The organism is Achromobacter ruhlandii, assembly GCF_902859695.1.
GTDB classification, from domain to species: Bacteria; Pseudomonadota; Gammaproteobacteria; order Burkholderiales; family Burkholderiaceae_B; genus Achromobacter; species Achromobacter ruhlandii.
Genome location: NZ_CADIJL010000030.1, coordinates 32,460 through 45,714, shown reverse-complemented (window position 1 = coordinate 45,714; position 13,255 = coordinate 32,460). Strand labels below are relative to the sequence as shown.

The window sequence follows — 13,255 nt, the reverse complement described above, 5'->3', positions numbered from 1 at the left end:
TGTTTTTGTTTGGGCGCTGTTTTTGTCTGGACACTGTTTTTGCCGGGTTGTTTTGCCTGGTCGTTTGGCCTGACTATTTCCGGCCGGCCCCCAAGAGCCGGCCCGTACCCCAGACGGAAAGGCTGGCGACTGAAAGGCTGGCGGCCACGGGGCTGGCGGCCACGGCGCCGGCCGCGCCAAGGCCGGGCCGCAGCAAGGATAGGGCGGGCTGGCCATAGTCCTGCCGATAACACACGCATAGCAGCACCCTGCCGACCCGCTCACACCGCGCGACGAATCGCCAGCGGCTCAATACCAGGCCGATTTCTTGCGCCCCGTCCTGGCCGCAAGGCCGGACCCAGGCGATGGACAAGCGCGGCAGCGCGTGCAGCAGCCCCAGCCCCACGCTTTTTGCGCAAGCCTCGCGGGCCACCCAGCCGGCCAGGAAGTCCACGGCGACGAGGTCGCGCCGCGCCAGCCAGGCCGCCAGGCGGCGCTGGCGGGCGGCCAGGTCGGGCCGGTCCAGATGCTCGATATCAATGCCCACGTACTTGCGATTGGCATATAGCCGCGCCTGCACGCCGGCACTGTGGCTCACGCCGAAACCGGCAAGGCCGGGAAGGTACGGCTTGCCCAACCGGGTGCGCAGGGTGGGGGCTCGCGCGGTCCGCCCGGCCAGCACCGGGTCGGGAGGGCCCAGCACTACTGTGACGTCAAAGGTCGACGAGGGTGCGGTCATGCGTGCCGGTCGCGATCAGGGTGTCGGCCTCGCCCGCCACGGCGCGGGCACTGAACCGCAGGGAATTGCCGAACATCGCCGCCACCGTGATCGTCAGCCGCACCGCGCTGCCCGGATGCGCGGGCGCCACGTGCCGCACGCTGATCGCATGCCCGACCGACCCGCAGCGCCCGTCGCCTGCCAGCCGGATGCACTCGGTCGCATAAGACTCGATCCAATAGACAATCACCGGGGTGGCCAGCACGTCCAGATCGCCCCCATAGTTCAATGCGCTCGCGGCGGCATCGACCACGCAGGTCTTCGTGAACTGCTGCCCCGTCTCGAACAGCGCCTGCGCCTGTAGCGTCGGGCCATCCATCTAGGCGCGCTCCAGCGCGGCGAGCGCATCCGCCGCATTGCCGAAACGATCCTTGAACATGGAGATCCAACGCTCCAATCCAAACGCGACACAACTGGTATGCACGAAGCTGTCGGCCAGGCGGATATCGAACTTTTCACCGAAGTAGTTGCGGTGATAGTTCAGCGAAGACACGGCATGGCCGTCGAACACCAGCTCACGCTTGGTGGGCGTCAGCGCCGACAGGCGCGCCACGGCGCTGCCTGAATCAAAGAAGGGATCGTTGGCTTCTTCACAACCCGCGCTGATTCCCAGCTGAGCGAACAGGGAGAACAGGCGGTCGTACCCCGCTTCCAGGTGCGCCTGCGCGCCCTGCGCGGTGCCCAGGTACACGTATTCCTTCATGGTGAAGTTGAAAGCGCGGTAACGATCCAGCGCCTTGTCCTCGTGCCGGAAGCAGCGCGCGATGCAGGACTCCACCCGCGCGTCTTCCAGGTGCTGCCCTTGCAGCCCCAGGTAGACCTTGTAGCAAGTGGCCGGCAACAGCGCCACGTCGGCGCGAAGCGCCTTGAAATCCTGGTCCAGCTTGCGCTGGCCGCGCGCGAACCCCAGCAACTCCCCCTGTTCTATCGAGCACATGACGCAGGTCAGGTGCGGGAAATTGCGCACGTAGCCCAGCGCATTGATCTCTTCATGGGCCAGCAAGCTGTCGAACTCGGTGGTGGCGTCGGGCGCAATCGAGAATATGTCGTCCAGTTTGGCCTGCAGCACGTTCTTTACCTGGTGCCATTGCTTTTCGATAATCACGATTCAATCTCCTGAAAATCCCTGAAAGCACTTGAGTGAATGCATGCACGACCCGGCCCTACGCCGTCAGGTCAGCCAGCACCTGGCGGACGGTTCGGATGGAATGCGTGTCCTTGCAGGACGTGCCGCAATACAACGCCATTTCCTCGATCAAACCCTCGGTGTGCACGGTGGGTACCGCAACGCTGTAACGCAGGATGGGATAACGCTTGCCAAAGTAATGCGCGGAACCGATGACACTTGCCGGCAGCGACTGCTCGCAGCTGGCATTGCGGATAACCCGGTGGCGATGGGTATGCCAGCCGATGCTGAAGCGGTCGGTGACCACGGTATCGCCGGGCGTGGCGTTCACGATCGCCTGCTTGTAGCGCTCGTGCGCGGCGGACTCCCGGGTGGCCGCGAATACGGTGCCGCACAGCGCGCCGGAAAATCCGGCCTGCACCACCTGGCGCAACTCCGCCGCGTTGCTGATGCCGCCGCTTAGGAACACCATGCGCCTGTCGACGCCATGGCGGCCGGCCTGGTCCAGCGCCTGTCCGCGCGGCGTCGAGCCCAGGTGATGGCCGCCCGCCTCCGTCGTCTGCAACACGCCAAAACGCGCGCCGGCATCGAACCCCGCTTCCAGCTCGTCCCAGGTCCCGCCTTGCACGCCATATTCCATGCCGGCCGGCAAGGCCCGCAGCACGGACGCATCCGGCAGGCCGAAGAAGGTCACGACCGGCCGCTCCGGACGGTCCGCCAGAAAGGCGAGCCGCTCCAGCAACGCGTCCGCGTCCAGGACGAAGGGCACCAGATTCACGCCGAAGCGCGCGCGGGTCAGTTGGGCCGTCCGCGCAAGCAACGCGCCGATCTCGTCAAGCGTGTGGCGATACAGCCCTATCATGCCGAACGCGCCCGCCTCGCACACGGCGGCCGCCAGTTCCGGCTGCGCCACGCCGCCCATGCCGGCCTGCAGGACAGGCAAGCACGCGCCAAAAAACGCCTCCACCTCGGGACTGCTGGCAATCCGCGCCATGGTGAACCTCCGCCTATAGCGCAGCCAGATTCAAGTCCGTCACCAGCCCCTGTTTGGTGAAGAAGGCGGCGCTGCGCTTGAACCATTGCTCGTGGATAGCCTTGCGCGCCGGATGCGAGCGCAGCGCGTTGCGCATGGCGTTGCCATTGCGAAACCCCAGCGGCTCGTAGACCTTGGCGTCGTCATAGACGGCGGGGTTGTACATCAGGCTGATGAAGTACCGGAACATATTCGTTACCGTGCGCGCCACCTCCGCCCGCGTCGCGTCGGGATCGCCGCCGCGCTCCAAGGCCAGCTGGTACAGGCGCGGCACCATTTCCCGGCCGAAGGACACGTGGCGGGACTCATCGACATGGTGCTGGTAGTTGATCTGCTTGAGGATCTCGGTGATGCCGTCCGTGGTGCCGACCTTATGGTTGTAGTAGTCGACGAACTCCTCAAAGATCAGCGTGCTGGCGAACATGTACAAGTCGTCCAATTCTGGCGTGGCGGCCTGCGCATCGCCCTGCAACTGAATGGATGGATATATCTTTCCCGCATAATCCAGGCAGGCCTTGGCGAAATACCACATATGGAAATTCTCTTCGCCCATGAAGACATGCAGGTATTCGGAGACATCGGCATAGCGCTCTTCATAGATGCAGCGGCTGACGAAGCTCAGCACCCCTTTGATGCCATGCACGTTCAGGCTGAAGAAATTGACCGCCTCCCACTTGCTGAGCCGTATCTGCTGGGCGGCGTCCAATTGCTCCTGCAAGGGCGTTCCATAGGTGGTGAGCAAGTCATTGCTGCACCAGGGCTGGTCATCCGGGATACGGGCGGGCCACTCGAAACGCTCGTAGGGATCATGCGAGCGCCCTTTGGATAGCGTCATCAGACGGCCGATTCTTGAATAGTCGAATGTCATGGTGCGTTCCTCGCCCGGCCTAGCGTTGTGCCTGGACGAATCCGACGATGGCATCCACCGTGCGCAGGTCGTCGACGGTGATGGCGGTCGAGACATCACGCCCCACCAGTTCACCTAGGAACATGATGAAATCCAGGAACTGCATGCTGTCCAGGATGCGCTCTTCGATCAGGTTCTTCTCTTTGATGCCTTCCACCTGCGCATTGCGGTTTTCCTTCAGCCAGGCGATCACTTCGGCTTCGGTATCAGTATCGGTGACGGTCTGTGTGGACATAGGGACTCCGGTTCAATAAGTGGATAACGCGTCAGACCTTGACGGCCGACAGCAGGCAGAACCCGCTGCTCTCCTGGCGCAGCACGGCCTGGCGCTCAAACCCCGCACCCGCGATCTGCGCCTGCATGTCGCCCACCGTCCAACTGCGCCCGCCGTCCCACAGCGCCAGCGCGGACAGGTTGTGCAAGGTGGTGAACAACGGCGCGCGCCGGTCCTCGGCAAGGAAGTAACCCTGTACCAGCAAGACGCCGCCCGGCCTCAAGGCCTGCCTGGCGCGATCCAGCATCGATCGGCAAACCTGCGCGCTTTCCTGATGCAGCACGTTTGAAAAAAGCAGTGCGTCAGCCGCCTCGCCAAAACCGTCCTGTCGATAATCGGCCACACTGGCGCTGACGCGGTCCGCCAGGCCGGCCGCTCGCACGGTTTCGCGCGTGATCTCGACAACCGGCGCCAGATCGAGAATCTGCGCGGTTATCTCGGGCCGCGCCGCGCACAAGGCAATCGAATACGTACCCGCGCCCCCGCCCACATCCACCAGGTGGCGAATGGGCACGTCTTTCAGCGCCTGCGCGAACGCGGGGCCGGAACGGGACGCGAACTGGTGCATGCCCAGGATGAAGTCGCGCATGAACTGGGGATCCTCGCCCAGCCACTTGGATTGGTTGTCCACCGCCTCGCCTCGCCGCACCGCCTCGGCCAGCTGCGTCCAGGGCTGTTTCCAGCGCGCCATGACGCGCAGCCAGCACAACAGGGATTCGGGGCTGCCCTCGGTGAGGAAACGCGCACTGAGATCGGTATTGGCGTAGCGCTCGCCGTCGCATGCCAGCAGCTTTTGCGCGACCGCGCAGTCCAGCAAACGTTCCAGCGGCTCGGATTCGCAACCGATTTCCCGAGCCAGCTCGGCGCAGGTACGGGGTTCGGCCAAACGCTGGGCAATCCCAAGGTCGGCCAGGGCATACAAGGGTTGCCCCTCCCAATGCCCGAATGCCAGCCGGGAAAACGCCATGAAGCTCACATCCATCGAGATTCCCTCCTGATTCAACGGTGATGGCCCGCAGGGCCAGACAGGTGAACACGCAACAACTCCGGGGACGGAGTTGGAAACCAGCGATCAGGACGGGGCACGCACAGCCGATGCGGATCCGGCCGCATGCGCCGTCCTGGGAGTTGACAGCGATCTTGCGGGGCGGCTAAAAGGCGTCGCCGGAGTTTTTATATGGTCCATATATTGGACCATTATTTATTCTTTAATTTTCGAGCATTCTATACCTGCGAGGAAAATAGGCAATAATAAATTTTCACCCCATATATTGGTCCAATATATGGACCATAATGCAGTTTACCGAAGAGGTGTGGGCATGGAGTGGAGCATCGCGGCACTGCTGGCCGGCGCGGGCACGCTGGGCGGCGTCATCAATGCGCTGGCGGGCGGCGCCACATTGATTACTTTTCCCGCGATGGTGGCGGCGGGCCTGCCGCCCGTCATCGCCAATGCCTCCAGCGCGGTAGCCATATCCCCCGGCCATATCCTCGCGGCGCTGGCGGATCGTGAAAACCTGCCCGCTCCCGATCGGCGCTTCTGGCTGTTATCCATCGCCACCACCGCGGGCGGCGCGCTGGGCGCATTCATTCTGCTTGCCATTCCCCCCGCCTATTTCATCCTGCCCGTGCCGGCCCTGATCGCGTTTGCCACCCTGCTGTTTGCCTTTGCGCCCCAGGTGCAGGCCTGGAGCGCGCGCCGACGCGGCGGCCAGGCGCAGGACGGCCCCGCGCGCGGCGTGCTGCCGATCGCGCTGGCCTCCGTGTATGGCGGTTTTTTCGGCGCCGGGCTGGGCGTGATCCTGACCGCGGTGATTTCCATCACGGATCCCGGAAACCTGCGCGCCATCAAATCGCTGAAAAACCTGCTGGCCACGTTTGTCACCGCCGCGGCAATCGTCATCTTCATCGTGCAGGGTTCGGTGCATTGGCCGGCCACGCTATGCATGCTGGCCGGCGCGCTGGCGGGCGGCTACCTGGGCGGCCACTTGATACGCGTCCTGCCGGCTTCGGCCATCCGGGCGTTCGTGATCGTCACGGGCGCCGCCATGACCATTATCTATGCGGTGAAGTACTGGTTCTGACGCCCCGCGCCATCGCCGGCCTGGGCGTATCACCGGCGTCATCGGAACATCATCCTGCGTGCGTGAACGCCGCAACTGCGATACAACGGTAGGCACTCTGCCGTCACCCGGATGGAACACCGATGCCCGCGCCCGCCACCGCCGCTCCCCCTGCCGCCCCCGCTGGCGAACGCCTGCCGCTGCTGCTGAGCCTGAACGCGGGCTACGTCGACACCCTGGGATTCATCGCCCTGCACGGCCTGTTTTCCGCCCACGTGACGGGCAACTTCGTGACCATCGGCTATGCGCTCGGCAACGGCGCCTCGGGCGCCTGGACCAAGCTGGCGGCGCTGCCCATGTTCTGCCTGGGCGTGTTCCTGGCGCGCCTGTATGGCCAGGCGCGACGCGACGCGGGCAAGCCGGCGTTCATGCGGTTGCTCACGGCCAAGACGCTGCTGCTGTGCGTGGCAGCCGCGCTGGCCCTGGCGTTGGGGCCGTTTCCCATGGGTGACAGCTGGGGGCTGTTCGCCACCGGCATGACGCTGGTGCTGGCGATGTCGATCCAGAATGCGGTGCACCGCGTCCACCTGGGCGCGGCGCCGCCCTCGACGCTGATGACTGGCACCACCACGCAGATCATGCTGGACCTGGCGGACGCCGCACGCGGCCAGGCCGACGAAGCGGTCAAGCGCCGCATGGGGCGCATGGGACGGGCGGTGCTGGCGTTCGCGATCGGTTGCGGCGCGGCGGCGCTGTTGCACGTGTCGATCGGATTGTGGGCGTTCGTGCTGCCGCCGCTGGTGTCGCTGGCGGGACAGGCGCTGGCGCGGCCCTACCCCGGCTGACGCGCCTGGCTGGCGCGCCGGGCCTGGGCGCCCTTGCCCTGTGGGCGCGGATCGCGTGGCGCCTGGCCGGCCCGCCGGCCGCGCAGGCGGCGGGCAATGGCGTCATAGAGCCGCACGCCGGGCGTGCGCATCAGCAGAAACACCAGCACGCCCGCCAACAGGAGCCACAATACGGCGCGCAGCGAGATCATGGCGTGCCTCCCGCCGGTTCGGCGCGCAGGTGCCGCCGGATCGACCGCGAGAAGCCGATCGAGTCTTCGCCCAGGATCGGCGGAATGCCGACAAAGCCGCGTTCGCGCAGCGTCTGCAGGGGCTGTCGGGTATCGAGTCCGCCCTGCTCGTAAAGGTATTCGGGCAGGTAGCCCGACAACAGGATGCGGTAGTCCAGCGGCAACCCGGGCACGATGGCCCGCACCATGCGATAGACCAGCGTGGTGCAGTTGGCGGTAACCGTATGGTAGAAGCGCGGCGTGTCGGCCAGTTCATTGGCGGTCCGCACGTAGGACAGGAACAACGCGCGCATGGCATCGACCGGCATCTGCACCGGGTAGATGTAGACATTCTCCGCGCGCGGGCCGGCGCGCACGTAGAGCACGTCACGCTCGTCGGCGGCAACCACGCTCAGTTCGAATTTCTTGAAGAAGCCGCCCAGCTCGGAGAACTGTTCGCCGCGTTCCTTGCGGATCTCGACCGAGAACACCACATGGCGGCCATCGGCGAAGCCGAACGAGACCAGGGTGTGGGCGATGGCCGGACCGTCCCAGTACGACAACACCATGTCCACCGAGCGCAGGTCGTTCAGGTCGTAGACCCGGGTTTCCCAACGCGGCGTGTAGTCGCTGTCTGAACGCCATTTGAAGTCGCGCACATTGTCCAGCGTGACGATGCTGCCCGCGACCCTGCCGCGCAGGGTGCGGGCCACATCGTCGGCCCAGACCCGGTCGTTGGAGGGCGCGATGCCCTGCCACCACGCCGCCAGCGCGATCACTGCCAACAGATAGGCCCACAGCGCCGGCCGGCGCCGCAGACGGCCAACGCCATGCCACAGGCGCAGCAGCGCATACAGCCCCAGGGCGACCCAGGCCAGCATCAGCACCGCCTTGGCCCAGACGGCCCCCGGCCCCTGATACCAGAACGCCAGGCAGGCCCATGCCATCGAGAACAGCATCAGCAGGCTGAGCGCCAGGCGCCCCAGCAAGCGCAGGCAGCGCCAGGCCCAGCCGGCGCGTTCGCGGTCAGGCCCCGGCGCCATGTTGACTCACGATTTCCAGCACGCCATTGATGACGAACTGCACGCCCATGCACACCAGCAGGAACCCCATGATGCGCGAGATGGCCTCGACCCCGCCGTTGCCGATCAGGGCGACAATGCGGCCGGCCGAACGCAGGCAGATCCAGAACAACAGGCCCAGCAGCGAAAAGACAATGATCGGCGTGACCGCGATGGTCCAGGCGGGATACTCGCTGGCGGCCTGGCTGCCGACCGTCGAGGCGGCGCTGATGATCATGGCGATGGTGCCCGGGCCCGCCGTGCCCGGCAGCGCCAAGGGCACGAAAGCGATGTTCGGCACCTGGCGATGGATCGCGACATCGGCGGCCACGTCAGCCTCGCGCTCGTCGCTGGCGGCGCTGGCCGCCGCCGGAAACAGCATGGTGAAGCCGATGCTGACCACGATCAGCCCGCCGGCGATGCGCAGACCCGGGATCGAGATACCGAACGTGGCCATGATCCAGGCGCCGGCGTAGTACGTCACCAGCATGATGCCCACGACATAACAGGCGGCCTGCCGGATCTGGCGTTCGCGCTCTTTATAGGGAATGTGCTGCCCCAGGGACAGCAGCATGGTCATGGAGGTCAGGGGATTGGCCAGCGGCAGCATCAGCGCCAGGCCCAGGCTGACCAGCTTGCCCAGTTGAACCAGATCATCAATCATCGCGGTGGAGGAAAAGCGGCGGGTCGGGATGGACGTGCAACGCATTCGTCCAGGGTCGTCGACTGCGCTACACCGCACAGTGTAATGTAAGCAAAGGAAAACCTCCGTATTTACCCTGTCCCCCGCTCCGTTACCATGCCGTCCGAGTGGCCGCTGGCCACGACACCAGAAAGGAAATGCGCAGTGACTGTCCTTCGCCCGCGAGCCTGGTTCGCCGCCCTGCCCCTGCTGCTTGCGCTGCCAACCGCGCCCGCCCAGGCCGGCATGGACTGCAAGCTGGCGCGCACGCCAACCGAAAAAACCCTGTGCGCCGATCCCGCCTTGTACCGGCTGGACGAGGAACTGGGCGCGACCTATGCCCGGCTGCGCGCGGCCCTGCCCGGGCAGCGCGATGCGTTGCGCCAGTCGCAGCGCGACTGGCTGAAACAGCGCGACCTGTGCGGCGCCGATGGCGACTGCCTGCGCCAGCGCTACGAGGCGCGGGCGGCCGAATTGCAGGGGCAACTGCGGCGGGCCCAGGGCTACCAGCCGGACGCCACCGACAGGCTGGCGCTGGAAGACCTGCGCCAGGCGGTGGCCGCGGCCCGCCTGATGGATCCCGAAATGCCGCTGGAAACCGCCCTGGCGGCGCTTTCGGTCAAGGCGGAAGCGACCACGTTCGCCAATGTGCGCGCCGCCGATGGCGATGACCCGGCCCGCCTGCCCGCCGAGCGGCCGCCGGGCGTGACCGAGGACGAATGGCGCGCCGTGCTGGCGTCCGGCCTGGACGGCGACAGCGACGCCGAAGGCGGCAACGTCTCCTACACCTTGCTGGACCTGGACGGCGACGGCCGGCGCGACCTGGTGGTCGACACGTACATCGGAGGCACCGGCCTGTTTTCCGACATCGGCGTCCTGCGCCGCGACGGCGCGCGTTTCGCCCCGGCCGATGCCAATGGAGCGCCCGACGCGGGCGGCTCGCTTTACACCATCAACGGCCGGGGCGCCAATCAGTCGGGCGACTGGATCCGCCTGCGCGGCCGCATCTACGCCACCTACCGGGTGGGCGCGTACGGCGAGGACCGCCTGTATCTATTGCGGCCGCTATACCGCGCGGGCGATGTGCCGACGCTGACCGTGCGCTACCACTACGACCTGTCGGTGCCCCGGCAGCAGAAGCGGCCGGATACGAATGCGCCGAGGACGCTGGACGACACGCTGCACGCGGCGTTGTCGCATGCGCTGGCCGGCCTGCCGGCGGGCCCCGCCAAGGGCGACGCCCCGGGCGACCAGCCCCTGTGCCCGGTGCCGGCCGGCACCAGCCTGGACCAGCGCGAGACCTACAACGGCTACGGACCCGGCCACTATAGCTACGAAACGGTCGGCGACCTGACGGTGCGGATCGGCGCGCGCTGCTATGTGGGCCGGGTGGTGGACTGGTTCGGCGACTACAGCGCCAAGAACGGCCTGTCCGCCCAGTTGTGGATCCGCGATCCGGACGATCCCGCCGGCAAGCAGGACGCGTTCGACCTGCGCGGCAAACGCCGCGCGGTCGATATCGAGACGTCGATCGGCCCGGTGCAGGGCGACAACGGCGTCTAGGGCCGGCGCCAGTGCCGCGCCGCCAGCGCCAGCAGGCGCGCGTCGGCGCCTTCGGCGGCCACCAGTTGCAGCGCCACCGGCAGGCCGTCGACGAAGCCGGCCGGCAAGGCGATGGCCGGCAGTCCCAGCAGGTTCCACGGATTGGTCAAGCCCAGCAGCGTCTCGCGCACGGCGGCGCTGCCCGGGCCGGCCACGCTGCGCTGTTGCAGCGCCGGCGCGGTGATGGCCACCGCCGGCAACGCCAGCACGTCGACCCGCTCGAACAGGCCCGCGAACACGCCCCGCAATTGCTCGCGCGTATTGCGCGCCCGGACGTATTCCCAGCCCTGTACCGGACGCGAGGCGCGCAGGCGCTCCAGCACTTCGGGATCGAACTTGCCGGGCTCGTCCTCCACCCGCTCGGCATGCACCGCATAGGCTTCCGAACGCTGGATGGCGCCCAGCGCCGCCTGCAGCGCGCGGGCGTGGCGCGTGACCTCGGCGCCATCCACCAGCTCGCCGCCAAAGCCTTCGGCGGCGGCGCGGACGCGCGCCGTGACGGCCGCCTCGTCGATCGCGAACGGCACGTTCGGCACCCACATCATGCGCGGCGCGTCCAGGCCGGGATCGGCCGCGTCGGCATAAGCGCCGATGGCGCCGCCGGACACCGCCTGCATGAACGCCTGCGCGTCCTCGACGCTGTTGGCCAGCACACCGACATCCTCGATGCTGGGCGCCAGCGGGAACACGCCGCGCGCCGACACGCGGCCGTGGGTCGGCTTGAAACCGACCACGCCGCACAGCGCGGCGGGCACCCGCACCGAGCCGCCGGTATCGGTGCCCAGCGCCAGCGGCACCATGCCGGCGGCCACCGCGGCGCCGCTGCCCGCGCTGGAACCGCCGGTGATCTGGGTGGTGCGCCACGGATTGCGCGCCGCGCCCTGGACGCTGCGGTCGCCAGTGGGGCCGTAGGCAAATTCGTGCGTGAGCGTCTTGCCGATGACGATGGCGCCGGCCGCGCGCAGCAAGGCCACGCACTCGGCATCGGCCGCCGGCCGGTGCCCCAGGAAATGCGCCGCGCCCATGGTGGTGGGCATGTCGCCGGTGTCGACGTTGTCCTTGATGGCGACCGGGATGCCATGCAGCGGCCCTCGCAGCTGGCCACGGGCCCGCTCGGCGTCCAGCGCGCGGGCGGCGGCCAGGGCGGCGTCTACGTCCACGTGCACGAAGGCGTTCAGTTGCGGGTTCAGGCGCTCGATGGCCGCCGCCGCGTGCCGCACCAGCGCTTCGGCGTCGAGCGCGCCCTGGCGCATGGCGTCCTGCAGCTCGGCGACGGTGCGGCCCGCGAAAAAGCCGGGTACGACGGCCAGCGCCGGAATGGGGTTCGATTGCGGATTCATCGGGTGGCTCCCTGGTAATTGGCGGGCAGGCGCGGGCCGACGCCCGGACGCACCTGCAGCATGGCGATCATGCCGACGGCGGTGGCGACCGAGGCGGCCACGAACATCACGGAATAACCATGGCGCGCCGCCAGATAGCCGGTGAGCGTCGGCGCCAGGATCGAAGCGATATTGGCGAAGAAGTGCATCAGGCCGCTGAAGGTGCCGACGCGGCTGGCCGGGGCGGTGTCGATCACCACGGCCCAATAGACCGAATTCGGCATGGCGTTCAGGGCATTGGCCAGCGTCATCAGCGCGATCACGGCGAACACCGACTGCGCCTGCGACACCATCAGGAAGCACAGCGTGGTGGCCAGCAGGCAGCCGGCGGCGAACCAGCTGCGGGCGATCTTCAGGTTGCCGGTGCGCCTGGCCAGCATGTCGGAAATGCGGCCGCCCAGCAGCACCGTGACGCAGGCGCCGGTCCAGGGGATCATGCCCATGTACCAGAGCGAGGACAGGCTGTAGCCGAAGGTGTCCTGCAGGTACTTGGGGGTCCAGGTCAGCAAGAGGAAGTTGACGTAGTTGAACGAAAAATAGCCCAGCGTGTTCAGCAGCAGGGTCTTGCTGCGAAAGAAGCTCCACCACGGCAGCGCCGGCGCGTCGCCGCCCTGCCCGGCCGCCGCCTGCTCGGCGCGCGCCGCCTGGATCTCGCGCAGTTCGGCCGGGGACACGCGCGGGTTGGTGTCGGGGCGGTCGGTGAAGATGCGCATGAACAGCACCAGCACGATCAGGCCGGCCGCGCCCAGGATGTAGAACATGGCGCGCCAGCTGCCGGTCAGGCTCAGCAGGCCCACCGCCACCGGCGCCGTCAGCAGCGCGCCCAGCGGCGTGCTGAGCAGGCCGAAGCCGACCACGAAGCCGCGTTCGCGCGGAGTGGCCCAGTTGGCGATGGTCTTGTTGATGATGGAGTACGCCGGGCCCTCGGCCGCGCCGAACAGGATGCGGATGGTGGCAAAGCCCGCCAGCGCCGAGCCGCCCAGGAAGGCCAGGCCGAAGTCGCCGGCCCAGGCGGTGGCGATCTCGAAGATCGACCAGGTCACGCCGGCCACGATCCAGACCTTGCGCGGGCCGAAACGGTCGGCCAGCATGCCGCCAAACAGCGCGCCGACCATGTAGCCGTAGCCGAAGTAGCCCAGCACGGCGCCCCAGTCGCCACGATCCAGGCCGTATTCGCCGGTGATGTGGGCGGCGGCATAGGACATGGCGCCGCGGTCGATGTAGTTGATCAGTGCCAGCAGCACGACCATGGTGAAAATTCGGTAACGGAACCGCGAGTTCCGGGATTCAAGCGTCATTGCGATCCATCCAGTCGAT

The 13,255-nt window shown here is 67.1% G+C and carries 15 protein-coding genes; 3 read left to right on the top strand and 12 right to left on the bottom strand.

What is annotated here, in order from left to right:
• Nucleotides 1-73: 73 nt before the first annotated feature.
• The 7 genes from HV742_RS25755 to HV742_RS25725 are packed head-to-tail and all read right to left on the bottom strand — an operon-like array spanning nucleotide 74 to nucleotide 5,079.
• The gene (locus tag HV742_RS25755; protein ID WP_175146703.1) at nucleotides 74-718 is read right to left on the bottom strand and encodes a 4'-phosphopantetheinyl transferase family protein; all 645 of its coding nucleotides are present in this window, start codon (nucleotides 716-718) and stop codon (nucleotides 74-76) included.
• A complete protein-coding gene (locus tag HV742_RS25750) occupies nucleotides 693-1,076 on the bottom strand; it encodes a thioesterase family protein (RefSeq protein ID WP_063580805.1) in 384 nt (127 codons plus the stop codon). Before HV742_RS25750 ends, HV742_RS25755 begins: the two co-directional genes overlap by 26 nt.
• On the bottom strand, nucleotides 1,077-1,862 hold the full coding sequence (locus tag HV742_RS25745; protein WP_054416018.1) for a class-II aminoacyl-tRNA synthetase family protein: 786 nt from the start codon (nucleotides 1,860-1,862) through the stop codon (nucleotides 1,077-1,079).
• A gap of 58 nt (nucleotides 1,863-1,920) precedes the next feature.
• Nucleotides 1,921-2,877: an NAD(P)H-dependent flavin oxidoreductase gene (locus HV742_RS25740; RefSeq protein ID WP_059269986.1), complete on the bottom strand. Its 957-nt coding sequence runs from the start codon at nucleotides 2,875-2,877 to the stop codon at nucleotides 1,921-1,923.
• A 13-nt stretch (nucleotides 2,878-2,890) separates the two neighbouring features.
• On the bottom strand, nucleotides 2,891-3,784 hold the full coding sequence (locus HV742_RS25735; RefSeq protein WP_049074553.1) for a diiron oxygenase: 894 nt from the start codon (nucleotides 3,782-3,784) through the stop codon (nucleotides 2,891-2,893).
• Between the two features lie 19 nt (nucleotides 3,785-3,803).
• Nucleotides 3,804-4,058: an acyl carrier protein gene (locus HV742_RS25730; protein WP_049074555.1), complete on the bottom strand. Its 255-nt coding sequence runs from the start codon at nucleotides 4,056-4,058 to the stop codon at nucleotides 3,804-3,806.
• A 31-nt stretch (nucleotides 4,059-4,089) separates the two neighbouring features.
• Nucleotides 4,090-5,079 (bottom strand): methyltransferase, encoded by a 990-nt coding sequence (locus HV742_RS25725; RefSeq protein WP_175146702.1) that lies wholly within the window; start codon nucleotides 5,077-5,079, stop codon nucleotides 4,090-4,092.
• Nucleotides 5,080-5,155: 76 nt separating this feature from the next.
• Here HV742_RS25725 and HV742_RS25720 point away from each other — a divergent pair, with 76 nt between their 5' ends.
• Both HV742_RS25720 and HV742_RS25715 read left to right on the top strand, forming a co-directional pair.
• Nucleotides 5,156-6,181 carry a sulfite exporter TauE/SafE family protein gene (locus HV742_RS25720; RefSeq protein WP_254601253.1) on the top strand — a complete coding sequence of 342 codons (1,026 nt, stop codon included), beginning with the start codon at nucleotides 5,156-5,158 and terminating at the stop codon, nucleotides 6,179-6,181.
• Nucleotides 6,182-6,303: 122 nt separating this feature from the next.
• Nucleotides 6,304-7,005 carry a YoaK family protein gene (locus tag HV742_RS25715; protein ID WP_047992824.1) on the top strand — a complete coding sequence of 234 codons (702 nt, stop codon included), beginning with the start codon at nucleotides 6,304-6,306 and terminating at the stop codon, nucleotides 7,003-7,005.
• Here the strand turns inward: HV742_RS25715 and HV742_RS25710 are convergent.
• Genes HV742_RS25710 through HV742_RS25700 form a run of 3 tightly spaced genes read right to left on the bottom strand, consistent with a single transcriptional unit; the run spans nucleotide 6,993 to nucleotide 8,939 of the window.
• Nucleotides 6,993-7,196 carry a hypothetical protein gene (locus tag HV742_RS25710; protein WP_054416025.1) on the bottom strand — a complete coding sequence of 68 codons (204 nt, stop codon included), beginning with the start codon at nucleotides 7,194-7,196 and terminating at the stop codon, nucleotides 6,993-6,995. The two genes, HV742_RS25715 and HV742_RS25710, sit on opposite strands and share 13 nt — an antisense overlap.
• Nucleotides 7,193-8,257: an Lnb N-terminal periplasmic domain-containing protein gene (locus HV742_RS25705; RefSeq protein WP_175146701.1), complete on the bottom strand. Its 1,065-nt coding sequence runs from the start codon at nucleotides 8,255-8,257 to the stop codon at nucleotides 7,193-7,195. The genes HV742_RS25710 and HV742_RS25705 overlap by 4 nt, the downstream gene beginning before the upstream one ends.
• Nucleotides 8,241-8,939, bottom strand: coding sequence for a MarC family NAAT transporter (locus HV742_RS25700; RefSeq protein ID WP_080977447.1), 699 nt, complete (start codon nucleotides 8,937-8,939; stop codon nucleotides 8,241-8,243). The genes HV742_RS25705 and HV742_RS25700 overlap by 17 nt, the downstream gene beginning before the upstream one ends.
• Before the next feature lie 183 nt (nucleotides 8,940-9,122).
• Here HV742_RS25700 and HV742_RS25695 point away from each other — a divergent pair, with 183 nt between their 5' ends.
• Nucleotides 9,123-10,520, top strand: coding sequence for a lysozyme inhibitor LprI family protein (locus HV742_RS25695; RefSeq protein WP_254601252.1), 1,398 nt, complete (start codon nucleotides 9,123-9,125; stop codon nucleotides 10,518-10,520).
• On the opposite strand, the gene HV742_RS25690 is transcribed toward HV742_RS25695, so the two are convergent.
• Together HV742_RS25690 and HV742_RS25685 are read right to left on the bottom strand one after the other, a co-directional pair.
• On the bottom strand, nucleotides 10,517-11,899 hold the full coding sequence (locus HV742_RS25690) for an amidase (protein WP_175146699.1): 1,383 nt from the start codon (nucleotides 11,897-11,899) through the stop codon (nucleotides 10,517-10,519). The two genes, HV742_RS25695 and HV742_RS25690, sit on opposite strands and share 4 nt — an antisense overlap.
• Nucleotides 11,896-13,236, bottom strand: a complete 1,341-nt coding sequence (locus HV742_RS25685; RefSeq protein WP_064523665.1) for an MFS transporter — start codon at nucleotides 13,234-13,236, stop codon at nucleotides 11,896-11,898. The genes HV742_RS25690 and HV742_RS25685 overlap by 4 nt, the downstream gene beginning before the upstream one ends.
• Nucleotides 13,237-13,255: the final 19 nt, after the last annotated feature.